The organism is Niallia sp. Marseille-Q9988 (genome assembly GCF_976954375.1).
In genome coordinates, this window is sequence record NZ_CDRJSZ010000007.1 from 71,660 (window position 1) to 97,817 (window position 26,158).

Consider the following 26,158-nt stretch of genomic DNA (forward strand, 5'->3'; position numbering starts at 1 on the left):
TACATGATGAAATAGGGGGAAAAACATGTTTTTTGTATATTTTATACTAATTATTCTCATACCTATTTGGGCACAAATGAAGGTGAAAAGCGCATATAAAAAATATTCAAAAGTAGCTTCTTCCTCACAAATGTCCGGTAGAGAGGTAGCAAGAAGAATATTGGATTCTAATGGGTTATATGATGTATCTGTTGAAGAAACAAGAGGTGTTTTGTCAGATCATTATGATCCTCGCTCCAAAGTTGTGCGATTGTCCACTGATAACTATCACGGGCACTCAGTAGCTGCAGCTGCTATTGCCGCACATGAAGTCGGTCATGCAATCCAAGATCAGCAAGAATACTCATTCTTACGTTTTCGTTCCGCTTTAGTACCAGTTGCGAGTTTTGGAAGTAATGCATCTTGGATATTTATCATGATTGGTATTTTTGCAAGAATTGAAGGAATGTTATTGTTAGGAATTATTTTAATGGCTGCCGGTGTATTGTTCCAATTTGTGACACTTCCAGTAGAATTTAATGCATCTAACCGTGCAATGGATCAGGTAGTTTCATTAGGGATCATTCGAAACGAAGAAGAGAGAGAAACGAAGAAAGTATTAGATGCAGCAGCACTTACTTATGTGGCTGCAGCAGCAGTAGCGGTGCTCGAATTGATTCGTTTAGTTTTAATCTATACAGGTATGTCAAGAGACGAATAAAATTAATAGAACGATGTGAAAAGGAAGTATCTTTTTACATCGTTTTTTTATTTGATTAATTTGAATTTTGATTTTTCGAAAAATTATAGAATCGAAACAAACGAAGGTGTATAATAAACAATGCGATTTATTTAAAGTGATACCTCCTTTCATTTGGAGGGATTCTTTTATCCAAATGGATGGTTAATAAAACCATTCGGACCTATACGGACAGTTGATCTCCCTTTTATCTTCATATTCCCCATGAGAGAGAAAGGGGATAAATGGGAATTAACGAATAATTAAAGAAAGAAGGGTTTATTTGCAAACTGCTGAATACGTACAAGGGAAAAAGCAACAAGAGTTGACGGTTTATCGGATTTTATTTGCGATAAGTTTAGGGCATTTTTTAAATGATTGTATGCAATCTGTTGTGCCTGCTTTATTTCCGGTTATCCAACAATCAATGGCGTTAAATTATACGCAAATTGGCTGGATTGCCTTTACATTGAATATCACTTCATCCATTTTGCAGCCAGTATTTGGCGTGCTTGCAGATAAAAAGCCTGCACCATATCTATTGCCAATTGCGATGTTTTCAAGCTTAATCGGGATGCTCGGGCTTTCCCTTGCTCCTAATTTTTATCTTGTCTTATTATCGGTATTATTTATCGGGTTTGGTTCCGCCATTTTTCATCCAGAAGGTTCACGAGTTTCCTATATGGCGGCTGGTCCCAAAAGAGGCCTTGCACAATCCATTTATCAAGTAGGTGGAAATGCTGGTCAGTCTTTAGCACCAGTATTTACAGCTGTTATCTTTGTTCGTACAGGCCAATTCGGGACTATTTGGTTTACACTTTTAGCAACTTTAGGCATGATCGTGTTATTCCAAGTGTCAAATTGGTATAAAAAAGAATTATATAGTAGAAACCCACAAAAAAAACAGCAGGCCAAACGCGAATTTATTGTAAATAAAGAAATTATTGTTGCTATATGCTTACTAATTTTTCTTGTATTTGCTCGGTCGTGGTATGGAGCTGGAATCAGTAATTTTCTCCATTTTTATTTAATCGAAAAGTTTGGACTAAGTATTGAAAATGCGCAAATTTTTGTTTTTATATTTTTACTTGCTGGTGTAATTGGAACTTTTTTAGGTGGACCGCTAGCAGATCGTTTTGGTAAAAGAACCATTCTTCTATTTTCATTAGTTGGTTCTGCTCCATTTGCACTGCTTTTGCCACATATGCCTTTTTGGCTGATTGGACCTTTATTGTTTATTATCGGATTTATATTACAGTCTAGCTTTAGTGTGACTGTTGTTTATGCACAAGAGCTGCTTCCCGGCATGATTGGCCTAGTATCAGGGTTAATTGTAGGTTTAGCATTTGGAATGGGGGCTCTAGGTGGAGTGATTTTCGGAGTGATAGGAGATACGTTTAGTTTACAAGCCATTATGATTATCTGTAGTTTGCTGCCGCTGCTAGGAATATTAACTTATTTATTGCCGAGTGATAAACGTGTTACGGAAATTCATTCTGCTTTAAAATAAGCAACCTTTTTCGTTAAATGGAGGTATGTATGAAATTTATAAAAAAATGTATTCCTTTTTGCATTTACCTTTGAAAAAAGAAATGCGAAAAGAATACATTTTTTTTTGGTTATTTTTCGAGTGGTTGTTTATACTCATCCAAAGTAAAGCCTTCTCCCATTACATCATGCACGACACTTACGGATACAAAAGCATGTGGATCAATGCTTGTGATGATACTTTTTAAGCGAACAATTTCTGTTTTCGCTACAACACAATATAGTACTTCTCGATCTTGTTTTGTGAAAGAACCATGACCTTTTAATACCGTGACACCACGATCCATTTCAAGCATTATTTTATTGGCAATCTCAGTATTTGAGTCAGAAATAATCATTGCTCCCCTTGCGGCATATGCCCCTTCTTGAAGAAAGTCAATAACTCTGGTCCCAACAAAAACGGCAACTAATGTATACATTGCTTCCCTATAGGATAAGTAGGTCAAAAGGGACAGGGTAATGACACAAAAGTCAAAAACGAACATGGTCTTTCCCATACTCCATCCATAATATTTAAAGCCTAATCTAGCAATAATATCTACGCCACCTGTAGTCCCACCATAACGGAAGATGATTCCTAAGCCTACACCGATAAATGTACCAGCAAATAATGCAGCCAAAGTTAGATCCTCTGTTAGAGGAATTTCTAATTGAATCCTTGGAAGCTGGAAAAACCAAAGGAAAATCGATACCGCTACCGTTCCGATGATAGTATAAATGAATACATTCTTCCCTAATAGCTTCCATCCAATCAGAAATAAGGGGATATTAAGCAGTAGATTTGTTATGGAAGGATCCCAATTCCATAATGCATATAATAGAAGGGTAATACCGGTAAAACCACCTTCAGCCAAATTATTTTGCATATTAAAATGAACAATTCCAAAGGAAAAAATGGCAGATCCTAATAGAATAAATAAGACATTTTTAATTTTGATACCTTTAAACATCAACTCAGCCTACTTTCTCTATGTACAATTACATTGCTATTAGCGTATCCATTATATCGAATCACATTCAGATGGGCAATGGAGGAGAAAAAATTCAAGAAAGAATAACAAACAGAAAACGAGTAAAAGTTTAATACTTGTTAAATCTAAGCATATCTTCGTTAAAAATGTTTGTAAAAATGGAGCAGATTAGCTAACATGGAATTGGATAAGATTACTTATTGACGTAAGAGGTGTCTATATTGAATCGAGAAAAAACAGTAAAAGATATACAAAGAGAAGTTGATGAATACATTGGTCAATTTAAAGAGGGCTACTTTAGTCCGTTAGCAATGCTTGCTCGTCTTACCGAGGAGCTAGGAGAATTAGCAAGAGAAGTAAATCACTACTATGGAGAGAAGCCCAAAAAAGAGTCAGAGACGGAAAAGGAAATTACCGACGAGATTGGTGATATGCTATTTGTATTAACCTGTCTAGCGAATTCTCTAAATATTGATTTGGAGGAAGCGCATGATCGTGTCATGCATAAATTTAATACACGAGATAAAGACAGATGGACAAGAAAAGACTAAAGAAAATACATAAAAGTAAGGAGATTATACATTGAATAAAGTAAAAATCGTAATAGCTGGCCCAAGAGGTAGAATGGGAAAAGAAGCTGTGTATTTAACAGGAAGAACAGAGCAATTTGAGCTTGTTGCTGTTTTAGATCATAAACATGAAGGGAAAAGCTTAAAAGAGATTGAAGGCTTTTCTTCCTATGATGTCCCAATTTATACGGATATTGAAGCTTGTTTACAAACAGAAAAGCCAGATGTACTCATTGATTTGACTACACCTGAATTTGGTATGCATCATGCGAAAACAGCTCTAAGCTATGGCGTTAGACCAGTAGTTGGAACAACCGGTTTTACAAAGGAAAACTTGGAAGAGTTAGAAGGATTATGTGAAGAAATGAACCGCGGCTGTATTATTGCTCCAAACTTCGCTTTAGGTGCTGTTTTAATGATGAAATTTTCTAAAATGGCAGCACGATACTTTGCAGATGTAGAGATTATGGAAATGCATCATGATCAAAAGCTAGATGCACCATCAGGTACCGCAGTGAAAACAGCAGAACTTATTGCTGAAGTACGAGAAAGTAAAAAACAGGGACATCCAGATGAGAAGGAAACAATACAAGGAGCTAGAGGAGCTGACTTTGATGGTATGCGCATCCATTCTACTAGGTTACCAGGTTTAATTGCTCATCAACAAGTAATGTTCGGAGCAGAAGGAGAATCCTTAACAATTAGACATGATTCCTATAATCGTACATCATTTATGTCAGGCGTTAAATTTGCAGTAGAAGAGGTATTAAAAATTAATGTACTGATCTATGGCTTAGAAAATATTATGGAATAGGAGTGGAATAAGGATGAACATTGCATTAATTGCTCATGATAAAAAGAAAAATGATATGGTAGCTTTTGTTGTTGCCTATAAAAAGATATTTGAAAAGCATGCTTTATATGCAACAGGAACAACAGGTGCAAGAATTCAGGAAGCAACCGGATTAGAAGTACATCGTTTTCATTCAGGACCGCTCGGAGGAGATCAAGAAATAGGTTCATACATTGCTAATAATGATATGGACATGGTGTTTTTCTTCCGAGATCCATTAACAGCACAGCCACATGAACCAGATGTAACAGCATTAATCCGCTTATGTGATGTTTATTCTGTCCCTCTTGCAACAAATATGGGAACCGGAGAAGTATTAATTAGAGGACTCGAGCAAGGCGATATAGATTGGAGAAAAATAGTTCATGGAAAGACAGAACCAGTGGCAAAAAAACTCGAAGATAACTAATATAGATATACTTGCTTTTGGTGCACATGCAGATGATGTGGAAATCGGCATGGGTGCAACAATCGCTAAATATGCAGCATCAGGGAAAAAAATAGTCATTTGTGATTTGACAGAAAGCGACCTTTCTTCAAATGGAACGGTTGAAAGACGTAAACAAGAAGCAAAGGAAGCTGGAAAAGTGTTGGGGCTTTTCGATAGAATAACCTTAGATTTTCCTGATAGAGGTTTATATGTGGAGGAGAAAGCCATTCAAAAGGTAGTAGAGGTAATTCGCTCCTACAAACCTAAGCTAGTTTTCTCCCCTTATTGGGAAGACCGGCATCCGGATCATGGGAACTGTACAAAAATCGTGAAAGAAGCGGTTTTTTCAGCAGGCATTCGTAATTATCACGCTAATAACACAGATCCACATAAAGTTCAAAATGTATACTATTATATGATAAATGGTTTTCATAAACCAGATTTTGTGATTGATACAAGTGAGTTTATGAAACATAAAGAAGCAAGTTTAAATTGTTATCAAAGCCAATTTGTTAAAGGGAAAGACAGTGTAGACACTCCGTTAACAAATGGCTATATTGACACCATCGAGGCAAGAGAAAAACTTTTTGGAAAAGAAGTCGGCGTAACCTATGCGGAAGGCTTTATTAAATCAAAGCCAATATTATTAAATCAAGATTTATTAGGTGGAGACATATGAAAAAATTAAAAATTGGCATTACCTGCTATCCAACTGTTGGTGGTTCAGGTGTTATTGCAACAGAATTAGGGAAAATGCTGGCGGAGAGAGGACATGAAATACACTTTATCTCCTCGAGCATACCATTTCGGTTAAATAAAATGTATCCAAACATTTACTATCATCAAGTAGAAGTAAATCAATATGCTGTTTTTCAATATCCACCATATGATTTAGCACTGAGTAGTAAAATGGCAGAAGTTATTAATCGAGAAGAATTAGATTTGCTTCATGTACACTATGCAATTCCTCACGCTGTTTGTGCCATATTAGCAAAACAAATGAGCAATAGAGATGTAAAGATAGTGACAACTCTACACGGTACAGATATCACCGTATTAGGGTATGATCCTTCACTAGCAACAGGCATTCGGTTCGGGATTGAAAAATCAGACCTTGTAACAGCTGTTTCGAATTCTTTAATTGCCCAAACGCATGAAGTAATTGAACCAAATAAAGAAATTGTCCCTGTTTATAATTTTATTGATGAAAGAGTGTATCGTAAGGTAGATGCTAGTCATTTGAAAAAAGAATTGGCTATTTCAATGAATGAAAAAGTCATCATACATGTATCTAATTTTAGAGGAGTTAAAAGAGTAACGGATGTCGTCAAAGCATTTAAACGAATTTCAGATCAAATTCCATCAAGACTACTGCTTGTTGGAGATGGTCCTGAAATGTCTAAAGTAACAAAACTGGTGGATGAACTGCAATTAAGAGAGAAAGTTTTGTTCCTTGGAAAACAAGAAAATCTAGAGGAGCTGTATTCGCTAAGTGACTTAATGCTACTTCTTTCTGAAAAAGAAAGCTTTGGCTTAGTAGCATTAGAGGCGATGGCATGTGGAGTGCCGGTTATAGGAACGAATGTCGGCGGCATTCCAGAAGTAATCGTTCCAAATGAGACTGGTTTTATTTGTGAACTAGGTGATGTAGAGGATATTGCTAAGCATTCGGTAAATCTTTTATCAGATAGTAAAAAACATGCTAGATTCTCTAAAAATTCTCTTTCAAGAGTAAGAGATTATTTCCGTGCAGATATTATTGTTGACCAATATGTGGAGATTTATAAATCAATTCTAGAAACTGGTGGAACGAATGATCAAGCCTTTTAATGACGCTATTCCCATAATGGAGAGAATTGAGAGTGCAGGCTTCGAAGCTTATTTTGTTGGGGGAGCAGTTAGAGATTATCTATTAAACAAACAAATTAATGATATAGATATTGCTACCTCCGCAACACCTGATGAAATTAAAACGATATTTTCCCATACTATCGATGTTGGAATTGCACACGGAACAGTAATGGTAGTATGGAAAAATCATACATACGAAATAACGACCTTTCGAACCGAATCTACTTATGTTGATTATCGAAGACCAGAAAAGGTGTTGTTTGTTCGCGAATTAAAAGAAGATTTAAAACGTCGGGATTTTACGATAAATGCGATAGCGATGAATAAAGAAGGACGTATTATTGATTTTTTTAATAGCCAGGAAGCTTTAAGACAGAAGGAAATTAAAACAGTTGGTAATGCGAATGAGCGGTTTCAGGAAGATGCATTAAGAATCATGCGAGGGATTCGATTCGTTAGTACCTTAGGCTTTCAGTTGGAGGAGGAGACGTTAATAGGCATTATCAAAAATAAGCATCTTCTTTCTAAGATAGCAGTGGAGAGAATTACTACTGAATTTGAAAAGCTTTTACAGGGGAAATGGTGTTCTGATGCTCTAGCTATATTGCTTGAAACAAAGATGTATACATTTTTGCCGATGCTTGCATCTAGTAAAGAAGGGCTCACTAAGTTTGTGAATATCTCTCTGTCTCAGCTTGATTTACTTGAAAAATGGGCTGTTTTATTATTATTATTATCCATTGAAATAAAAGAAAAACAGCAAATAGAATCATTTTTGCGTGCTTGGAAGCTACCAGTTAAACAAATACGGCATATCCAAAAAATAATCTATTGGTTTTTAGAAAGAGAGAAAATGGTCACCTGGACTAATCATTCGCTTTATTTTGCTACAATATCTATCGCAGTTAGTACGGAGAAAATATATCAGCTTCTAAAAAATCAAGAAATTAATCCAAATATCTCTCTATTAGAAGAACAATATAGAAAGCTGCCAATCAAAAAAAAGGAAGAGCTGGCTATTAGCGGAAATGACCTTTTATTATGGACGAAAAAACAAGCAGGACCATGGATAAAAGAGATGCTTTCCCTTGTTGAAACAAAAGTAGTGGAACGGAAAATTAAAAATGATAAGAAAGTAATAAAGGAGTGGCTAAGAGAATGTCATCAGATATCAGAAAAGGACTAATTGAGGCTTTTACTAATAACCCGAATCAGTATTTATCTGGTGAATCGCTTGCAGAGCTTTTAGGATGTTCCCGTACAGCAATTTGGAAGCACATCGAAGCACTAAGACAAGACGGCTTTATCCTTGAAGCAGTCCGAAAAAAGGGTTATCGAATCATTAGCTCACCAGAGAAAATCGTTCCTGATAATATTTTGTTTGGTTTAAATACCTCCTATATTGGCAGGAATATTCATTTTGAAGAAACGGTGGATTCTACCCAGAATATTGCCCAAAAGCTTGCCTTGGAAGGGGCTGTAGAAGGCACTTTAGTTGTAGCAGAAGAGCAGATTGGCGGCAGGGGCAGATTAGAAAGAAAATGGCAATCTCCTAAATATAAAGGAATATGGATGAGTCTTATTTTAAAGCCGGCTATTCCGATTATGAAAACACCGCAATTGACATTGCTTATTGCAGTAGCGGTTGTTCAGGGAATACAGGATGTTACTGGAGTACAAGCTGATATCAAATGGCCAAATGATTTATTAGTGAATGGTAAAAAATTGACAGGAATTCTAACAGAAATGCAGGCTGATAGTGACAGGGTGCATTCGTTAATCATTGGAATCGGTATAAATGTAAATCAGCAGCTTGAAGATTTTGAAGAAGAGCTGCAGTCCAGTGCCACTTCTATCTATCTTGAAACAAAGACAAGTTGGGATCGAGCAATCATTATCCAAGGCATTATGAAGCAAATAGAAAAACTATATCTTCTTTACTTAGAAAAAGGCTTTTATCCAATAAAACTATTATGGGAAAGCTATTCCATTAGTTTAGGGCAAAAGGTTAGAGCAAATACGTTAAATGGAAGTATCTTTGGACTGGCTAAAGGAATTACAGACGATGGGGTGTTACTGCTTGAAGATGATCAAGGAGAAGTACATTCCATTTATTCAGCGGATATTTTAATGGAAACGTAAATTGCCCATAGTCATCCCTTAGCTGGTTTGTTATAATTCATTTGTCGGGCAGTATCTTAATGAACTGCACCATTGTTTTTAATGTGCAACAACCATAATTATATCTGCCTAGATCCATATTTGGACAAGGACAGAGGGATGAAAAATCGAAACATAAAGACAATCCTTCTATTCTTTGTAGAAGGTTTTTTTCGTATTAAGCCATTCCCTCTTCCTATTAAAGGAGGAAAATGAGTGAAAACTACAACAGATTTTTTTAAAATGAAACAAAATGCCCAAAAGATTACAATGATTACGGCATATGATTATCCTTCTGCTAAATTAGTAGAACAAGCAGGAACCGATTTAATATTGGTAGGGGATTCTTTAGGAATGGTCGTTCTTGGATATGACTCAACAGTGCCAGTTACAATGGAAGACATGATACATCATGGGAAAGCAGTAAAACGAGGGGCTAAAGATACATTTATTGTCATTGATATGCCATTTATGAGTTATCATATATCAAACCGTGAAACATTAATCAACGCTACTCGCTTAATTCAAGAAACTGGAGCAAATGCAGTGAAATTAGAGGGTGCTGATGATGTCATCGATCAAATAAATAGTTTAACAAATGCTGGTATCCCAGTTATGGCTCATTTAGGCTTAACGCCACAGTCTGTTGGTGTTTTAGGTGGTTATAAAGTACAAGGGAAAAGCTCTGAAGAGGCTAAACTTCTTATTCAAAATGCACTGAAATGCCAAGCTGCAGGAGCTTTTGCGATAGTGCTAGAGTGTGTTCCAATGCAAGTTGCGAAAGAAGTAAGTGATCAACTGGACATACCAACAATTGGAATTGGTGCAGGAAGTGACACAGATGGCCAAGTCCTTGTATATCATGATCTCATAACATATGGTGTTGATCGAGTGGCGAAATTTGTAAAACAATATACAAACGTAAATGATCCAATTTCACTAGCGTTGGATCAATATATATCTGAAGTAAGAATTGGAGCATTTCCTGAAATGAAGCATAGTTTTCAGATGAAAGCAGAAGAAGTAAAAAGCTTATATGGAGGAAAAAGCCAATGAACATCCTAAGTAATCCACATCAATTGCAGGAGATATCAACACAGTTAAAAAAAGACCAAGTATCAATTGGGTTTGTTCCAACGATGGGCTATCTTCATGAAGGGCATCGAGCTTTGCTAAAAAAAGCAAGAGAGCAGAATGATGTAGTTATAATGAGTGTATTTGTTAACCCCCTCCAATTTGGACCTAATGAAGATTTGGAATCTTATCCAAGAGACTTTGAGCATGATAAACAGGTCGCAATCGAAGAGGGGGTTGATTATTTATTCCATCCTTCTGAAGAAGAAATGTATCCTGAACCAATGTCTGTAATCGTAAAAGTAGAGCGACGTACAAATTGTTTGTGTGGACGTTCAAGACCTGGGCATTTTGATGGGGTTGCAACCGTTCTAACGAAGCTGTTTCATTTAGTACAGCCAACTAATGTTTATTTTGGAAAGAAAGATGCTCAGCAAGTTGCAATAGTGGATGGATTAATTGAAAACTTTCATTTCCCTATTAATCTAGTTGCACTTAACACAGTAAGGGAAGAAGATGGTTTAGCTAAGAGTTCTAGAAATATTCGCCTTACTCCAACAGAAAGACAAGAAGCAGGTATTCTTTATAAATCGCTAAGTTTTGCTAGAGCTGAATTAATAAAGGGGACAGACAATTTAGAAATATTGAAGAAGCATGTAGTTGAGTTGATTGAAAGGGAATCTAGTGGAAAAGTGGACTATTTTGAAATTCTATCCTATCCCCAATTGGAGAATGTAAAGCAGTTAACGGGAGAGATTATTATTGCGATTGCCGTTCAATTTAGTAAGGCTAGATTAATTGATAATATTATCTTTAAAATATAAGGTTAAGACGCATAAGTATCTCCCTCTGGCTTTTTGGAGAGTTCGAGGAAGTTAGGCCCGAATGGCTCCATTAACCATCAGTGGCGAAGGAAAGAAACCAAATAGAGGTACAAAGTTTCACTTTATATTATGGAGGGTTAACCCAATGTTTCGAGTAATGATGAACGGAAAAATCCATCGAGCAACAGTAACGGAAGCGAACCTAAATTATGTAGGTAGTATTACAATAGATGAAGATATATTAGATGCTGTCGGGATGGTAGCGAATGAAAAAGTTCAAATTGTTAATAATAATAATGGTGCAAGATTGGAAACTTATATAATCCCAGGGGAGAGAGGTACTGGCACTATTTGCTTAAATGGTGCAGCAGCAAGACTTGTACAAGTAGGGGATATTGTCATCATTATTTCATATTGTTATATTTCAAATGAAGAGCTACACAGTCATCAACCGAAAGTAGCAATTATGGATGAACATAATCGCATAATAAACATTCTGCATCAAGAACCAGTGAAAACAGTTATGTAAATTACTAATGCTGATATAAATTACCCCTATTCACTTTGAGTAGGGGTTTTATAATTTATAAAAATTTAAAGAATAAAACTAACATCTTTCCCTTTTTCCATTTTTATGATACCGTTTGAATGACTGAAAGTTTGAGGTGGACGTAATGAGTAACAAATTTGTAGTAGTTGATTTGGAGACAAACGGTAATTCTCCTAGAAAAGGGGATCGAATTATACAATTTGCGGCAGTTGTTATTGAAAACGGGAAAATAGTGGAGGAATATTCTTCTTTACTTAATCCTCTTCAACCAATTTCGCCATTTATAGAAGAATTAACTGGAATCACCGATGAAATGGTGGAAACAGCACCAATTTTTGACGAAGTTGCAGAAAAAATTGTTTCTTTATTAGAGGAAGCTTATTTTGTAGCCCATAATGTATTATTTGATTTATCCTTTTTAAATGAAGAGCTAGAACAGGCTGGCTTTAAGCAGTTTTATGGACCAATTCTTGATACAGTAGAATTAGCAAGAATTTTATACCCAACAGCAGATAGCTATAAATTAACTGATCTTGCTGCACAAGAAGGGATAGTCCATAGTAGACCACATCAGGCTGATAGTGATGCTTATGTTACAGCAGAGCTATTGCTATTATTGTTGGAGAAGCTGAACGTACTGCCTCAAGTAACGACAAAGCAATTAGAATTCTTAAGTTCCTCGCTCAAAAGCGATTTAGATATTTATTTACAAGCTCTTATTCAAGAAAAACAATCAAAAATAGAATATATACGGGATGATTGGGAGATATATCGAGGATTAACCATTAAAAGACTGCCTAGTAATCTGATAGTAGATCAAAGAAAGGATTGCTCTGTTTCTTTTGATATGGAAAAAATGGAGCAAAGAATGAGGGATACTTTTCCTTTTTATCAAAGAAGAGATGGACAATTAGAAATGATGAAGGTTGTTCATCAGGCATTATCAGACAATCGACATGGTCTTATTGAGGCTGGTACTGGTGTTGGAAAGTCTCTTGGTTACTTAGTGCCTGCTGCATATTTCTCAATCGCAAATAAACAGCAAGTAATTGTCAGTACTTTTACAACCCAACTACAAGAACAACTTTTTCATAAAGATTTGCCCTTGCTTAAAAGTATCCTTCCATTTCCTATAACTTATACACTATTAAAAGGTAGAAATCATTATATCAGTTTAGATAAATTTGAAGTTTCTTTAAAAGAGCAAGAAGATAATTATGATATTATTCTTACAAAAATGCAAATATTAATTTGGTTAACAGAGACAGAAACAGGAGATAAAGATGAGTTGAATTTAACAAGTGGCGGAAGCAATTACTGGGAAAAAATAAAAAATGACGGAAATTTTTCGCTGCCTATTTCAAAGGAATGGGCATCTAAGGATTTTTATAGAAGAACTCGAAATGCTGCACAAAAAGCAAATATGATTATAACGAATCATGCTTTGCTTTTAAAAGATCTTACAGCAGGTCAACGCCTCCTCCCTTCCTATGAGTATGTCATTGTGGATGAAGGACATCATTTTGAAAAAACGACGACAAAGCATTTTGGATTTCGTTTTTCCTACATTGCTGTGCGTTTAAGTATTAATGCTATTGGGACCACAGATCAAAAGCAACTTATGTTTCATTTAGAAAACTTGTTAGGGGAATCGAATATCCATCAGAAATGGGAGTTTAATCAATTTATCCTTGGATTACATGATGAATTAGATGAACTTTTTCGGGCTGTACTTCGCTATGCGAAAAAAACGAATCAACCAAGAAGAGATGGAAGGGGAAGCTATCGATTAAAGACTAATAGTGGCATGGGAGATTGGAATGCTGTCAAAAGCGTTGCAGAACGAATTATTTTTCTTTGGAAGGATGGAAGAGAAGTATTAGTACAAAAAATACAGCGATTAAAGGAACAAGGAAGAAAGTTTAGCGCTTCTCAAATGCTAATAGTGGAAAGAATTGAGTCGATTTTAAATGATTGGTATATATATATTAATCATTTGCGGGAGATGTTTTTGCGAGTAGGGGACAATATCGCATGGTTGGAAACAGATGCGAAAAATTATCCGAACAATGCAGTAATATATACACAACCTACTTCTGTCGCTGAAACTTTACAGAACAACTTTTTTAATAAGAAAAAAAGTGTTGTATTTACTTCAGCAACAATTACCGTAAATAATTCATTTGAATACTATGCTAAAGGGTTAGGATTAGGAAATAGCCAACTGGAAGTTCAAATTAATTCACCATTTGATTATGAGAAACAGGTGCAATTACTTATCCCAACAGATGTACCAGAAGTTAATTCCGTATCATTAAATGATTATGTTACTACAATCGGAGAGCAAATAATCCATATCGCACAGGCTACAAAAGGTCGAATGCTGATTCTTTTTACAGCAAATGACATGTTAAAAAAAACATATGATTATATGAAAGAAAGTGGTTGTTTAGAAGAATACGCAATCTTGGCACAAGGGATTACAAATGGAAGTAGAATGAGATTAACGCGTAATTTTCAGCGTTATGATAAAGCAATATTATTAGGTACGAATAGTTTTTGGGAAGGAATTGATATTCCTGGCGAGGATTTAACTTGTTTAATCATTGTGCGATTACCGTTTTCTTCACCTGAAGACCCTTTAACGGAAGCGAAAAATGAGTTGATTAAGAATAAGGGAGGCAATCCTTTTATAGAAAATAGCCTTCCAGAAGCTGTTTTGCGATTTAAACAAGGATTTGGTAGATTAATTCGCACGGAAGAGGATAAAGGATTTATTATTGTTTTTGATCGCCGTATTGTTACAACTACTTATGGGGAGACATTTCTGAAGTCTATACCTACTGTGCCAATTAAGCAACAAAATAGTCAGGAAATGGTAAAATTCATCAAAAGCTGGCTAAAGTAAATTTTTATAAGGTGAATATAGGCGTTTGAGAAAGTACTGCTTCTTGAATGCCTGTATAAAGTGTTTAAGTAGTATACATAATCAATTAGTTGCTCGACAAATAACAACGAATTTATAGAAAATAATTTCTTTCTATTTATAAATACTGTTATAATAACCTATGTACAAAATACTGGTTTAAAGAAGTGATGTAATAAGATGAGAAAATGGATATGGATTGTTATTGTTGTTTTTCTTATTGGAATAGGTGTAAGTATTCATACATATGTACAAGCAATGAAGCCTATAAAAACCGCAAGAGAAATAGCTGAAACGATTGCTAAAAAGGAATCAGATATGAAGGAGATTGATAGCTTTCAATTATATAATGGGAAGGAAGCCTATTATATTCTAGAAGGAAAGAACGATGATAAGGAAGAAATGATTGTTTGGATAAATGAACAAAGCCATCAAGTTACTCAAAAGCTGAAAAAAGATGGGCTAACCAAACAAGAAGCACTTAATATATTATTATCGGAGCAATCACCAGAAAAAATAAATGCAGTCCGCTTAGGGATGTATGATGGACTGCCTGTTTGGGAGATTTATTCTCATACAGATACGGACTCAATAAACTACCATTGGTTAGATTTTGAGACAGGAGAAATCCTTTTAACAATTGAAAATTATTAACTGATAGGAGTGGCAAATAGGAATGAAAATTCAATTAGCGCAAAGAGTGAACGCATTAACACCATCTACAACATTGGCCATTACAGCAAAAGCAGCGAGTTTAAGAGCAGCTGGTCATGATGTTATTGGTTTAGGCGCAGGAGAGCCAGACTTTAACACTCCTCAAAATATTATTGATGCTGCGGTTAGAAGTATGAATGAAGGTCATACAAAATATACGCCTGCATCAGGATTACTAACATTAAAAAAAGAAATTGCAGCAAAGCTAAAGAAAGATCAACATTTAGATTATGATACAAATCAGATTATCGTTACAAATGGTGCAAAACACGGATTATTTACTTTATTCCAGGTTATTTTGGATAAAGGGGATGAAGTAATTATTCCTACCCCATATTGGGTTAGTTACCCAGAGCAAGTAAAGCTTGCAGAAGGTGTACCAGTTTTTGTAGAGGGATATGAGTCAAATGAATTTAAAATTACTCCTGAACAATTAAAAGGAGTAATTACCTCAAAAACAAAAGCAGTTATTATTAATTCACCAAGTAACCCAACTGGAATGATTTATACAGAGGAAGAATTAAAGGAAATTGGAAATGTTTGCTTAGAACATAATATTTTAATTATATCTGATGAAATTTATGAGAAATTAGTTTATGGCGATAGTAAACATGTATCGATTGCTTCTTTATCTCCTGCACTTAAAGAAGCGACTATTGTAATAAATGGGGTATCAAAATCTCATTCGATGACAGGCTGGAGAATTGGGTATGCTGCAGGAAATAAGGAAATAATTACTGCGATGGCGAATCTTGCAAGTCACAGTACTTCAAATCCAACCACACCATCTCAGTATGCTACGATTGAAGCTTACGCTGGTCCAAAAGATTCAGTGGAAGAAATGCGCCAAGCATTTAATAAGCGCTTAGATATCATACATGAGAAATTAAATAAAATTCCTGGTTTTTCGTGCATAAAGCCAAAAGGAGCATTTTATTTTTTTCCAAATGTAAAAAAAGCAGTAGAATTAACAGGATATGCAACAGTTGATGAGTTTGTTGCTGGCTTGTTAGAAGAAGCATTAGTAGCCGTTGTGCCTGGTTCAGGATTTGGCGCAGATAATTACATCCGACTTTCTTATGCAACATCACTTGAAAAGCTTGAAGAAGCAGTAAAGCGGATGGAACAGTTTGTAGAAAAAAAAATGGTTGTGAATAATTAATTTATCTTTATAGCAGAGTATGTCAAAAAATTTCTATCTCTTTTTTGGCATTCTCTCTTTTCTTTATTGCTGTTTGAATACTGTAATGGGAACAGGTAGAGAATTTAGTGATAAACACTATTATTGTTGCCTATTGTATGTTCGATAGTGTTGATTGTCTTAAGATGTAAAGGTATAATGTTTTGGTAGAATATTTTTTTATAACTAGTATGTTTTCTACTAAATCAGCTAAACAGGTAGGAAGAAGCGGTTTATTTATTATCTTTATTATGGATAGAACAACCGCCTCTATTTAAGTACATATATTTATTTGTTTTTGGAGGAGTTAATTGTGATTAAAGCAACTATTGCCGAGTTACCAAAATATGTTGATAAAGAGGTTAAATTAGGTGCGTGGATTGCCAACAAGCGCTCTAGTGGGAAAATTGCCTTTTTGCAGCTTCGCGACGGATCTGGATTTGTTCAAGGAGTAATTGTTAAAAGTGATGTAGAGGAAGAAGTATTTCAAACAGCTAAAACAGTTACACAAGAATCATCTGTATATGTTACTGGTACAGTACAAAAGGATGAACGATCTCCGTTTGGATATGAATTACTTGTTACAAATGTGGAACTGATTCATACTTCTACAGATTATCCGATTACACCAAAAGAACATGGCACAGAATTCTTAATGGATAATCGTCACCTATGGTTACGTTCAAAACGTCAACATGCAGTAATGAAAGTAAGAAATGAAATTATTCGTGCTACCTATGAATTCTTCAATGAAAATGGATTTGTTAAGGTAGATCCACCAATTTTAACAGGAAGTGCTCCAGAAGGTACAACCGAACTGTTTGCAACGAAATACTTTGATGAAGATGCCTATCTATCACAAAGTGGACAACTTTATATGGAAGCTGCTGCAATGGCGTTAGGGAAGGTTTTTTCGTTCGGACCAACTTTCCGTGCAGAAAAATCAAAAACACGTCGTCATTTAATCGAGTTTTGGATGATTGAGCCGGAGATGGCTTTTGTTGAATTTGAAGAAAACCTAGAGGTTCAAGAACAATACGTATCCTATGTTGTTCAATCTGTCTTGAAAAATTGTCAGCTAGAGCTTAAAACTCTTGGAAGAGATATATCTAAATTAGAGAAGATTACAGCGCCTTTCCCGAGAATAAGCTATGATGATGCGATTACTTTCTTGCATGAAAAAGGTTTTGATGATATTGAGTGGGGGGATGATTTTGGTTCTCCACATGAAACTGCCATTGCTGAAAGCTTTGATAAACCTGTGTTTATTACCCATTATCCAACTAAAATCAAGCCTTTCTATATGCAACCACATCCAGAGAGAGAAGATGTTGTGCTTTGTGCAGATTTAATTGCCCCTGAAGGGTATGGTGAAATTATAGGTGGTTCTGAACGTATTCATGATATGGATCTCCTAAATAAGCGTGTAGAAGAACATCAATTAGATCCAGAAACATATAAATGGTATTTAGAACTGAGAGAATATGGTTCTGTTCCACATTCTGGTTTTGGGCTTGGTTTAGAAAGAACGGTCGCATGGATTACAGGCGTAGAACATGTTCGTGAAACAATTCCGTTCCCAAGATTATTAAATCGTCTATATCCTTGATTAAATAATAGGGTGAAAAATATGGAAAGTTTTTCAAAAGTTGACCTCACATCGATAATTCGTGTGAGGTTTCACCTTTTGTACCAATCCTATTTTTTCCCTTCTTCTTTTTGTTAACTATTGCTAGGTTTGGGTGATTTTCATTATTTCATGCATCTGACCAACATGATATACTAAATTAGAGGTGTCATTATGAATAAAACAATTTTTTTAAAATGGTTGCAAGAGGGGAATATAAATATTCCTTCCACACTTCTAACACACTATAAATATTTGAAGATAAATGAAAAAGAATTAGTGCTTTTGCTGCAAATACATTACTATTTAGAACGGGGCAATGATTTTCCAACCCCGTCTGAAATAGCTGATCAAATGACTTTAGATAGTATGGAATGCCGCGAGTTATTGAGTCAGCTTATTAGAAAAGGTTTTATCGAGATAATTGAAGGAAACAGTGATACAGGGATTCGATTTGAGCGATATTCTTTAGAGCCCCTTTGGAATAAATTAATTGAGCAATTTTTACTTAATAATAAAAAAGAAGAAGCAGCTTTAAACGAAAAAGAAGAATCTGATTTATATACTTGCTTTGAGCATGAATTCGGTCGACCATTATCTCCTTTTGAAATTGAGACATTAAATATGTGGGTCGATGATGATCAGCATGAAATGGCAATAATAAAAGCAGCTCTTAGAGAAGCAGTTGTTTCTGGTAAATTAAACTTTCGATATATTGATCGAATTTTGTTTGAATGGAAGAAAAACGGAATTAAAACACTCGAACAAGCAAAAAATCATGGGAAAAAGTTTAGACAGCATCAAACTACTGGATACAAAATAGAACAGAGGGAAGAGGCTCCCAACAAAAAAGCAGTACCTTTTTATAATTGGTTGGATCAATAATTAATAGGTGAATAAAATTAAATAAGTTAGTCAGTAAGATTACTATCATTCGGAAAGGATGTCCAATTTATTCTTTGGATGACCTTTTTTTTATAGATTTATAGTTTATTAATTAGGAGGATCGCATGTTAAAAAAAGATGAAATCAGATATTGCCTAGATAAAATGGGAGAAATGTTTCCTGAGGCACATTGTGAATTAGTTCATTCCAATCCGTTTGAATTGGTTATTGCAGTATCTTTATCTGCACAATGTACGGATGCGCTAGTTAATAAGGTGACAAAAAACTTATTCCAAAAATATAAGACACCAGAAGATTACTTAAGTGTACCTTTAGAAGAATTGCAGAATGATATTCGCTCTATTGGTTTATTCCGAAATAAGGCAAAAAATATTCAAAAACTTTGCCAAATGGTTTTAGAAAAATACAATGGTGAGATACCAATGGATCGAGATGAATTGATTAATCTACCAGGTGTAGGAAGAAAAACAGCCAATGTTGTTGTTTCTGTTGCCTACAATATGCCTGCTATTGCTGTTGATACACATGTCGAAAGGATAAGTAAGCGATTAGGGATTTGCAGATGGAAAGATTCTGTTTTAGAAGTCGAAAAAACATTAATGAAAAAAGTTCCAAGGGATGAATGGTCTGTGACTCATCACCGCATGATCTTTTTTGGAAGATATCACTGTAAGGCGCAAAATCCTCAATGTGAAGCTTGTCCGCTGCTAGCATTATGTAGAGAAGGCAAAAAAAGAATGAAGACTAAAGGTATAGTATAATGGACAAGAATCAATTAGATGTCCCCGTACAGCTCTTATATGGCCCTTTCCCAGTGATCAAGGAATTTTCATGTATTAAGACGGATTCCTTTGTTAGGAGACCAGCTTTTTTGCATGAAGCAAATTACTATTATAACAAGGAAACGTTTCACCCGTGGAATATAGAAAATGTTAAGGAATGTGTAAATAAGATACTAGAAGAGTGGAAGCTTCTTAAAGTGGAGCTACAACAATTTGCAGCGAACAGAGATACGTTAAATCTACAATACGGATTAACAATAGCTTTGGAATACTTTTTAGAATGCCTATATTGGATAAATGAAAAACCGGTGAATTTAATAGATGGTTTAGTAGACAAAAGTCTAGAAGTAAAACCGTTTAATTTAGAAGATCGTCTCGAATTTATCCTAAAAAGGCTGAATGGGTATCATTCCTATAGACAATTGGATGAGTTGTTTAAAGAGTTAGAAAAGCAGTTTGCGATAAAATTAGTAAAATTAAATAGGAATATTTAGAAAAAAGAAGAGGACTTTTCCATTTGGAATTGTCCTCTTCTTTTGCTGAAACAGGTTCTTTAACAGGTTTATTGAGAGTCATTTCGATTGTTATTTCTATTTCTCTCTTTATCTTGATTGATGTCAGTCGTGCTGGTGTTATTGTTTTGAACATCATCACTATTCCCATTATCATTATTCCCGTTATTGTTCCCATTTCCATTGTTATTGTTATCATTTCCGTTGTTATTGCCATTTTCATTGTTGCTGTTATTGTCTCCGCCATTATCAGAATCTTCGTCGCCTTCCTCGTCCTGATTATCGTCAGATTCTTCGCCATTAGGATCGTCTTGATTTTCTTCATCATCTATCGTTTCATTTGGATCCTCAGGTGGCTGTTCCTCGATTTTCTCTGGCACAGAAATATTACTAGATGCAGGATCACTTTCTAAATCATCTTTAATTGCCTTTACAGTAAAGGTATACGTACTACCAGCCGTTGGTTTTGTAATTTTGATGCTTGTATCGTAAGTAACAGTCAGCTGCTCGCTAGCTCCACCATCGACACTTACACTTACGTCAAATTTAATGCCATCTTTATCACCATAATCCCATGATAACTCGATTTGATCACTGTTTTCGTTATAGCTAGCTTTCACTCCAGTAGGAGCATTTGGCTTATTGTATTTCTGTGATACTTCGTTCAGAATATTACCTTTTACAGCATACTCAGTTAGGATTTGACTGCTTGGCGTGTATGGACTTGCCAATTTAGCTGGATACGTACCTTTTTCTATTTTTATCGTTTCGACACTATCTGGTTTTTTGAAATCAGCAGTTTCTACATCTTCAGAAATATGGCCCATTACTGCTTTAAAAATCTTTTGGGCTACTTTCTGATCTAAACCAGGTTCAATTGGATTTTTTCGTTCTGTGTAACCAGTCCATACAGCCATCGTAAAGTTGGTTGTATATCCTGCGAACCAAGCATCTGGAACACTTTTTGAATTAGTAATACCCCATTTATTTCGTTCTTCTTCAGAATAATTGGTCGTCCCAGTCTTACCAGCGACAGGCAATCCTGGAATATTAGCAAGACTTCCAGTTCCATCGCTACTTGTGAGTACACCTTTTAGCATATCTGTAATGAGAAAAGCTGTATAATCTTGCATCACAACTTTTGATTTAGGTTCCATATTTATCTTTGTGCCATCTTTTAATTTAAATGAGCGTACGGCATGTGGTGTATTATAAACTCCTTCATTTCCAAAAGCACTATAAGCACCTGCAATTTCTAGCGTGCTAGCTTCAAATGCACCAATTGCATAGGATTCATAGGCGTTCTCTAATGGAATTCCTAGATTGACAGCAAATTCTTGAGCATTTTCTGCTCCAACTGCTTGGAAGGCTTTTAGTGCAGGAATATTTCTAGACATTTCTAATGCTTTTCGCATAGTCATAGACCCTTTATAGCTATTATCCCAGTTGCTAATAGATGTTCCATCAGAATAAGTAGTACGTTCATCTACAATTGTTTGATAGGTTCCCCATTTTAAATACTCAACTGCTGGACCATAGTCAAGTATAGGCTTTGCTGTAGATCCAGGTTGTCGCTTTATATCTGTTGCATAGTTTGTTCCTAGCTTTACATCTGGATCACGATCACCACCAAGAGCTAAAATTCCACCAGTTTTTGTATCCAATAAGGTGATTCCTGCTTGGAAATCTTCATCGGGGAATTCAACAATTTCTCCTTCATACATTAATTCTTCGACATAGTCTTGTGCCTCTATATCCATTGTTGTATAAATTTCTAGTCCATCTGTATATACATTAACATCTGGATATTTTTTCTCAATTTCGGCAATAACTTGTTTTATAAATGGATCGTAAGGTAAGTCGTTTGTTTGTCGATCTTCTTTTGCTACTAATGTATCTTCAACCGATGTTTTTTGAGCTTCTTCCATTTCTTCTTTTGATATATATCCATGCTGATGCATTAAAGATAATACAATATTACGTCTTTTTTCTGCTCTTTCTGGATTATTAAACGGATTATAGGCATTCGGCGCCTGTGGCATCCCAGCAAGAAGAGCTGCTTCCGGTAGTGTCAATTCATCTAAGCTTTTATCAAAATATACTTTAGCGGCTGTTTTAACACCGCTCATATTTTCCGACATAAAGATTTTATTTACATACATCTCAAAGATTTCTTCTTTAGAGTATTTGCGTTCTAATTCAAGGGCAAGCCAAGCTTCTTGGGCTTTACGAGTTAATGTTTTTTGCGGTTGGTTAAAGAAGAAGTTTTTCACTACTTGCTGTGTTATCGTACTTGCTCCTTCTGAACCAAATCCATCTCTAAAGTTTGCAATAACCGCTCCGCCTAAGCGAATGGGATCAATCCCATGATGCTCAAAGAAACGGGAATCTTCTGTTGCGATAAATGCATCTTTTACTAAATCAGGAATATCTTCATAGTTTACATAGTCGCGATTTACCGCACCTACTTTTGCTATTTCTTTATCATTCTTGTCATAGATGGTAGAAGAAATTGGATCCTTTAATGTTTCGGGATTCAATTCTGGCGCATCTTTTACCATGATGGCAAAAGTTACTCCACCTGCAATTATTCCAATAATACCGATTGTTAATAAGATAAGCAGAACGCGCTTAAACAAATTCATGCCACTTTTTTTCTTTGCTTTTTTAGGAGCATTTTTCTTTGAGGCTTCGAGTTGCTTGCGACGCTCCTCTCGCGTTTGATATTTATCTGTCATTGTTATTCCTACCTTTCTTTGAAAAACAAAAAGGAATTAGTTAAATTTATATATCGTATCGATTACTTTAATATAGTCAATTCTAGGGTGGTAACCAAGGCTAATAGAGTGACCATTGATTTCTAATTCATGTTTCGTAATCGATTTCCTTCCGCCATTTATCATTCTTTCCCAAAACATAAAGAGTTTTTCTGCTGTTAAATAGAATATTTCACTTGTTTCAGAGAAGGAGATAATGACAAAGCAAATTCCTTGTTGTTCACATACCATCCGCATATGTTTGATTTGGTGTTCATGGAAGTTGTTTAGCGGAAAAGAAGTAGTATGCTTCGTTTCTTTCGCTTCAAAATCTATATATTTTCCTTTATAAACACCGTTATAGTCTGTAGTGGAAGCTTGTTTAAAATAGGCTTCTTTTATGACTGCTGCACTTCTTTTTGGATAATCAACCTGAACGATTTGAACAGGTGTCGGCTTTTTATGTATAACTGCCTTCCCAAATTCTAAATAATATTTATTTGTTTCATTCAAATCATCCTCTAAAGTCATTCCCCTGTTACTATAACTAATTTTTTTTTGTGATTTAATATTCTCGTTTTTTAGCGGAGAATATCTTTTTCCATTTGGGTAATGAATCTTCATTTTTTCACCTCACAAAGATCCTTTCAAAGTATAACTTATTGCAATCAACAAACAATAATACCATAAAGCGTTCATAAGAGGTGAACATTTTGATAGGTATAAATTCGTATTTTTCTCCAATAGAAGAAGAAAAACTTATAACTAGAATAAGGCTAATTACTGATAAGTGCAACTTAGACAATATATCAAGAACAAATGCCTATCTTCGTTATTATAACAAAAATCAAGAAATACAATGGGCTTTTCTTGCCAGTCAAGTTTCGCGCAATGCCGGCTGGAATATGTGTGACTTAAATGGGCTCTGGCTGCCGCAATTAGTTAGTCAAAAAAAAAGGCAGCAAATTTACCTAACCTATGAGAAAGCAAATTGGCTTATTTTTAAAGATGCATACCCCCAATTATTACTCTATGAATATTCGACGAAAATAAACGCGCCAATGTTTCATTTATTAAAAGTTTTTCAGGTTTCTTCTTTTATGGAACAAGAATGGCTGGAATTCTGGAAGAATAGGGATAAGAAAAGGTTAATGAACAGTTTGATTATTAATGAACAAAATGTTATTCAGAAGCCCGTAATTAAAAATGAAAGAATTAAGCATCATATTTTTCATTATCTTCCCTATCTTTTTCAAGATTTACTACATTTTAATGCTGTACTTTTTCCAACATTATATGGGAACCTATACGGAGCTAGCGTTGCGAACTTTACTTCCCTTGATGAGAGAATTAGGCTAGGAAATACATTAGCAAACCTATTATTTAAAAATAATTTATATCAAGACTTCTATGATTTTGCAAGAAAAAGAGAACATACTGGGTCGAGAAAGGATTATGAAAAATATATATACCCCAAAATGACCAATACAACACCAATATTGCGAGCTGTTTTTCCAATAGTCAATCATCGTGATAGTGAGAGAGGTGATTGGTATAAAAAGAAAATTAAGCATAAATGGCGAGTAAGTGGTGATAATAAAGAACCATTCTTAATAACGGATTGGTACTTTAATAAACAAGAGCAGTTACATGAACTAATTCGCCAAAAAAATAAGTGGTTCTAGTCCATCTTTCTACTTTGTCGAATTTTAAACGAGGAATAAGAAAATCTACTTTCTTTGCCGAATCTCTTCTAGTTTTGTCACTTAGGGAGGATAGTTCATAAAAAAAAAGAAAAGATTATATATCAAAATAGCTTGGAGGGATTTGCATGGAAATTGCTTATACAAAAGAAAAGTTATTGAATATGTTAGAAGAAATCCAAGAAGAGTTAGATGCATTAGATGAGACACTTTTTAAATCGGGAAATCAAAATATGCAACTTATTGAGGAGCATATCACTTCTTTAAATGAACTTGAAAATGTAATGGATACACTTAGGGAAAATATTTCAGCAAGCAAAGTCTGCAATCCTACTGACCTTTCTCCTTATGCAAGAAAAATGCCACTTTACTTGAACTTAGCAAAATAAATCGTTAAAATAAATGGATTAACGACATTAGGTAAATGGAGTGGCAAAATTGACCGAAAATCATCAGTTGATGGATTATACAAAGAAACTTTTAGAGGCAGTCGAATATTCAGTTGAGACGTTTTACAAAGTGAAGGAATCGGGAGTAAATGAGGATTTTTATAAAGTCGTTCGTCCGTTTGCGAATCAAATTAAAGAGATTAATGATGAATGGAAGGAAATGGCTAAAGCATGGGTCAGCGAAGCAAAGCCTGATTATTTAAGTTCCATTCAAATTAATACAGCGTCTGATCATATTGAAATAATTTCGATTCAAGCATTTTTTACGCAAACGAGCAAGAAACGGTTTCTTGATTCGGCAAAATCTGTAAAGTATATATTACAAACATTGCTGGATGCGCTAACAGCGGAAAAACAATAGGGGAATGTCAAAAGGAGATGAAAATTCTCTTTTTTTTCGTTTATTTAAAGGTAGGGTAATTCGTCTATGCCATTTAGTCAGTTGTTTTTTGATAATGAATGCACGAGATAGGCGAAATCATCATATAGTAGAGAAGGATACCTTTAACTTGGGAGGATAGATTTTCATGTATAGAGCATCTAATCCACAAAGAATAAATGTACCTTATCTGAACGCTTATACGACGCCATATTCACAAACCGATAACAGACAATATTATTATCCTTATATGAACATGGACCAAGGGCAATGGAATGGGGCAGGGGCGAATGGACAAAACTACTTTCATATGCCAATGCAACCTAATTATCCAAACAACCAACCGAGTTTTTATCACCCGCAAAATGCATACAAGAGCAGCACCCAAGACATTTTCCAAAATCCATTGCACTATATGGATAACACGGAAATGAACCATTACTCGCAAAATTATATGAATCAAAATCCAAGCTTTATGAATCCATATCCAAAGCAATCATTTATCCCCAAAAAACAAGGGAATGTGAAAAGTATTATGAATTCTTTTAAATCACAAGACGGTTCATTAGATTTTAATAAGATGATGGATACTGCTGGAATGATGATGAACGCGATGAATCAGGTTACGGGTTTAGTAAAGGGCGTCGGCGGAATCTTTAAAGTATAAGCAGAATTG

Annotated in this window: 26 protein-coding genes; 23 read left to right on the plus strand and 3 right to left on the minus strand. The window is 35.1% G+C overall.

What is annotated here, in order from left to right:
• Window positions 1-25: 25 nt before the first annotated feature.
• Together ACWNMZ_RS13940 and ACWNMZ_RS13945 are read left to right on the plus strand one after the other, a co-directional pair.
• The gene (locus ACWNMZ_RS13940; protein WP_031538316.1) at window positions 26-700 is read left to right on the plus strand and encodes a zinc metallopeptidase; all 675 of its coding nucleotides are present in this window, start codon (window positions 26-28) and stop codon (window positions 698-700) included.
• Between the two features lie 301 nt (window positions 701-1,001).
• A complete protein-coding gene (locus ACWNMZ_RS13945) occupies window positions 1,002-2,228 on the plus strand; it encodes an MFS transporter (RefSeq protein WP_031538317.1) in 1,227 nt (408 codons plus the stop codon).
• A gap of 109 nt (window positions 2,229-2,337) precedes the next feature.
• Here ACWNMZ_RS13945 and ACWNMZ_RS13950 read toward each other — a convergent pair whose 3' ends face one another.
• Window positions 2,338-3,216, minus strand: a complete 879-nt coding sequence (locus ACWNMZ_RS13950) for a YitT family protein (RefSeq protein ID WP_031538318.1) — start codon at window positions 3,214-3,216, stop codon at window positions 2,338-2,340.
• A 242-nt stretch (window positions 3,217-3,458) separates the two neighbouring features.
• Here ACWNMZ_RS13950 and ACWNMZ_RS13955 point away from each other — a divergent pair, with 242 nt between their 5' ends.
• The 17 genes from ACWNMZ_RS13955 (at window position 3,459) to ACWNMZ_RS14035 (ending at window position 20,177) form a co-directional block, all read left to right on the plus strand.
• Entirely contained in the window at window positions 3,459-3,788 is a 330-nt protein-coding gene (locus ACWNMZ_RS13955; RefSeq protein WP_031538319.1) for a nucleotide pyrophosphohydrolase, read from the plus strand.
• A 31-nt stretch (window positions 3,789-3,819) separates the two neighbouring features.
• On the plus strand, window positions 3,820-4,620 hold the full coding sequence (gene dapB, locus ACWNMZ_RS13960; RefSeq protein ID WP_031538320.1) for a 4-hydroxy-tetrahydrodipicolinate reductase: 801 nt from the start codon (window positions 3,820-3,822) through the stop codon (window positions 4,618-4,620).
• 13 nt (window positions 4,621-4,633) lie between these two features.
• A complete protein-coding gene (gene mgsA, locus ACWNMZ_RS13965; protein WP_035416535.1) occupies window positions 4,634-5,068 on the plus strand; it encodes a methylglyoxal synthase in 435 nt (144 codons plus the stop codon).
• On the plus strand, window positions 5,025-5,768 hold the full coding sequence (gene bshB1, locus ACWNMZ_RS13970) for a bacillithiol biosynthesis deacetylase BshB1 (RefSeq protein WP_048717807.1): 744 nt from the start codon (window positions 5,025-5,027) through the stop codon (window positions 5,766-5,768). The genes mgsA and bshB1 overlap by 44 nt, the downstream gene beginning before the upstream one ends.
• Entirely contained in the window at window positions 5,765-6,919 is a 1,155-nt protein-coding gene (gene bshA, locus ACWNMZ_RS13975; protein ID WP_031538132.1) for an N-acetyl-alpha-D-glucosaminyl L-malate synthase BshA, read from the plus strand. The genes bshB1 and bshA overlap by 4 nt, the downstream gene beginning before the upstream one ends.
• The gene (locus ACWNMZ_RS13980; protein WP_449598663.1) at window positions 6,903-8,126 is read left to right on the plus strand and encodes a CCA tRNA nucleotidyltransferase; all 1,224 of its coding nucleotides are present in this window, start codon (window positions 6,903-6,905) and stop codon (window positions 8,124-8,126) included. Before bshA ends, ACWNMZ_RS13980 begins: the two co-directional genes overlap by 17 nt.
• On the plus strand, window positions 8,099-9,082 hold the full coding sequence (locus tag ACWNMZ_RS13985) for a biotin--[acetyl-CoA-carboxylase] ligase (protein ID WP_251627989.1): 984 nt from the start codon (window positions 8,099-8,101) through the stop codon (window positions 9,080-9,082). The genes ACWNMZ_RS13980 and ACWNMZ_RS13985 overlap by 28 nt, the downstream gene beginning before the upstream one ends.
• Window positions 9,083-9,316: 234 nt before the next feature.
• On the plus strand, window positions 9,317-10,156 hold the full coding sequence (panB, locus tag ACWNMZ_RS13990; protein WP_031538127.1) for a 3-methyl-2-oxobutanoate hydroxymethyltransferase: 840 nt from the start codon (window positions 9,317-9,319) through the stop codon (window positions 10,154-10,156).
• Window positions 10,153-10,998 (plus strand): pantoate--beta-alanine ligase, encoded by an 846-nt coding sequence (panC, locus tag ACWNMZ_RS13995; RefSeq protein WP_031538126.1) that lies wholly within the window; start codon window positions 10,153-10,155, stop codon window positions 10,996-10,998. The genes panB and panC overlap by 4 nt, the downstream gene beginning before the upstream one ends.
• A 145-nt stretch (window positions 10,999-11,143) precedes the next feature.
• Window positions 11,144-11,527: an aspartate 1-decarboxylase gene (gene panD, locus ACWNMZ_RS14000; RefSeq protein ID WP_031538125.1), complete on the plus strand. Its 384-nt coding sequence runs from the start codon at window positions 11,144-11,146 to the stop codon at window positions 11,525-11,527.
• Between the two features lie 145 nt (window positions 11,528-11,672).
• On the plus strand, window positions 11,673-14,456 hold the full coding sequence (gene dinG, locus ACWNMZ_RS14005) for an ATP-dependent DNA helicase DinG (protein WP_031538124.1): 2,784 nt from the start codon (window positions 11,673-11,675) through the stop codon (window positions 14,454-14,456).
• Between the two features lie 198 nt (window positions 14,457-14,654).
• The gene (locus ACWNMZ_RS14010) at window positions 14,655-15,128 is read left to right on the plus strand and encodes a cell wall elongation regulator TseB-like domain-containing protein (RefSeq protein WP_031538123.1); all 474 of its coding nucleotides are present in this window, start codon (window positions 14,655-14,657) and stop codon (window positions 15,126-15,128) included.
• A gap of 22 nt (window positions 15,129-15,150) precedes the next feature.
• Window positions 15,151-16,350, plus strand: coding sequence for a pyridoxal phosphate-dependent aminotransferase (locus ACWNMZ_RS14015; protein WP_031538121.1), 1,200 nt, complete (start codon window positions 15,151-15,153; stop codon window positions 16,348-16,350).
• 334 nt (window positions 16,351-16,684) lie between these two features.
• Entirely contained in the window at window positions 16,685-17,977 is a 1,293-nt protein-coding gene (gene asnS / locus ACWNMZ_RS14020; protein WP_152910820.1) for an asparagine--tRNA ligase, read from the plus strand.
• 192 nt (window positions 17,978-18,169) lie between these two features.
• Window positions 18,170-18,880, plus strand: a complete 711-nt coding sequence (locus tag ACWNMZ_RS14025) for a DnaD domain-containing protein (RefSeq protein WP_031538119.1) — start codon at window positions 18,170-18,172, stop codon at window positions 18,878-18,880.
• 125 nt (window positions 18,881-19,005) lie between these two features.
• Window positions 19,006-19,662, plus strand: coding sequence for an endonuclease III (gene nth, locus ACWNMZ_RS14030; RefSeq protein WP_251627987.1), 657 nt, complete (start codon window positions 19,006-19,008; stop codon window positions 19,660-19,662).
• Between the two features lie 110 nt (window positions 19,663-19,772).
• Window positions 19,773-20,177 carry a YpoC family protein gene (locus ACWNMZ_RS14035; RefSeq protein WP_152910818.1) on the plus strand — a complete coding sequence of 135 codons (405 nt, stop codon included), beginning with the start codon at window positions 19,773-19,775 and terminating at the stop codon, window positions 20,175-20,177.
• A 68-nt stretch (window positions 20,178-20,245) separates the two neighbouring features.
• Here the strand turns inward: ACWNMZ_RS14035 and ACWNMZ_RS14040 are convergent, their stop codons facing one another.
• Both ACWNMZ_RS14040 and recU read right to left on the minus strand, forming a co-directional pair.
• Window positions 20,246-22,933: a penicillin-binding protein 1A gene (locus tag ACWNMZ_RS14040; protein ID WP_031538116.1), complete on the minus strand. Its 2,688-nt coding sequence runs from the start codon at window positions 22,931-22,933 to the stop codon at window positions 20,246-20,248.
• A 36-nt stretch (window positions 22,934-22,969) separates the two neighbouring features.
• Window positions 22,970-23,575 (minus strand): Holliday junction resolvase RecU, encoded by a 606-nt coding sequence (gene recU, locus ACWNMZ_RS14045; protein WP_031538115.1) that lies wholly within the window; start codon window positions 23,573-23,575, stop codon window positions 22,970-22,972.
• A gap of 80 nt (window positions 23,576-23,655) precedes the next feature.
• Here recU and ACWNMZ_RS14050 point away from each other — a divergent pair, with 80 nt between their 5' ends.
• The 4 genes from ACWNMZ_RS14050 (at window position 23,656) to ACWNMZ_RS14065 (ending at window position 26,149) form a co-directional block, all read left to right on the plus strand.
• A complete protein-coding gene (locus tag ACWNMZ_RS14050; protein ID WP_109767881.1) occupies window positions 23,656-24,636 on the plus strand; it encodes a DUF2515 family protein in 981 nt (326 codons plus the stop codon).
• 146 nt (window positions 24,637-24,782) lie between these two features.
• Entirely contained in the window at window positions 24,783-25,043 is a 261-nt protein-coding gene (locus ACWNMZ_RS14055; protein ID WP_235251468.1) for a hypothetical protein, read from the plus strand.
• A gap of 49 nt (window positions 25,044-25,092) precedes the next feature.
• Window positions 25,093-25,464 (plus strand): YppE family protein, encoded by a 372-nt coding sequence (locus tag ACWNMZ_RS14060; protein ID WP_235251469.1) that lies wholly within the window; start codon window positions 25,093-25,095, stop codon window positions 25,462-25,464.
• Between the two features lie 166 nt (window positions 25,465-25,630).
• Complete coding sequence (locus ACWNMZ_RS14065; protein WP_251627984.1) at window positions 25,631-26,149, plus strand: YppG family protein; 519 nt, start codon at window positions 25,631-25,633, stop codon at window positions 26,147-26,149.
• The last annotated feature ends 9 nt before the right edge of the window (window positions 26,150-26,158 follow it).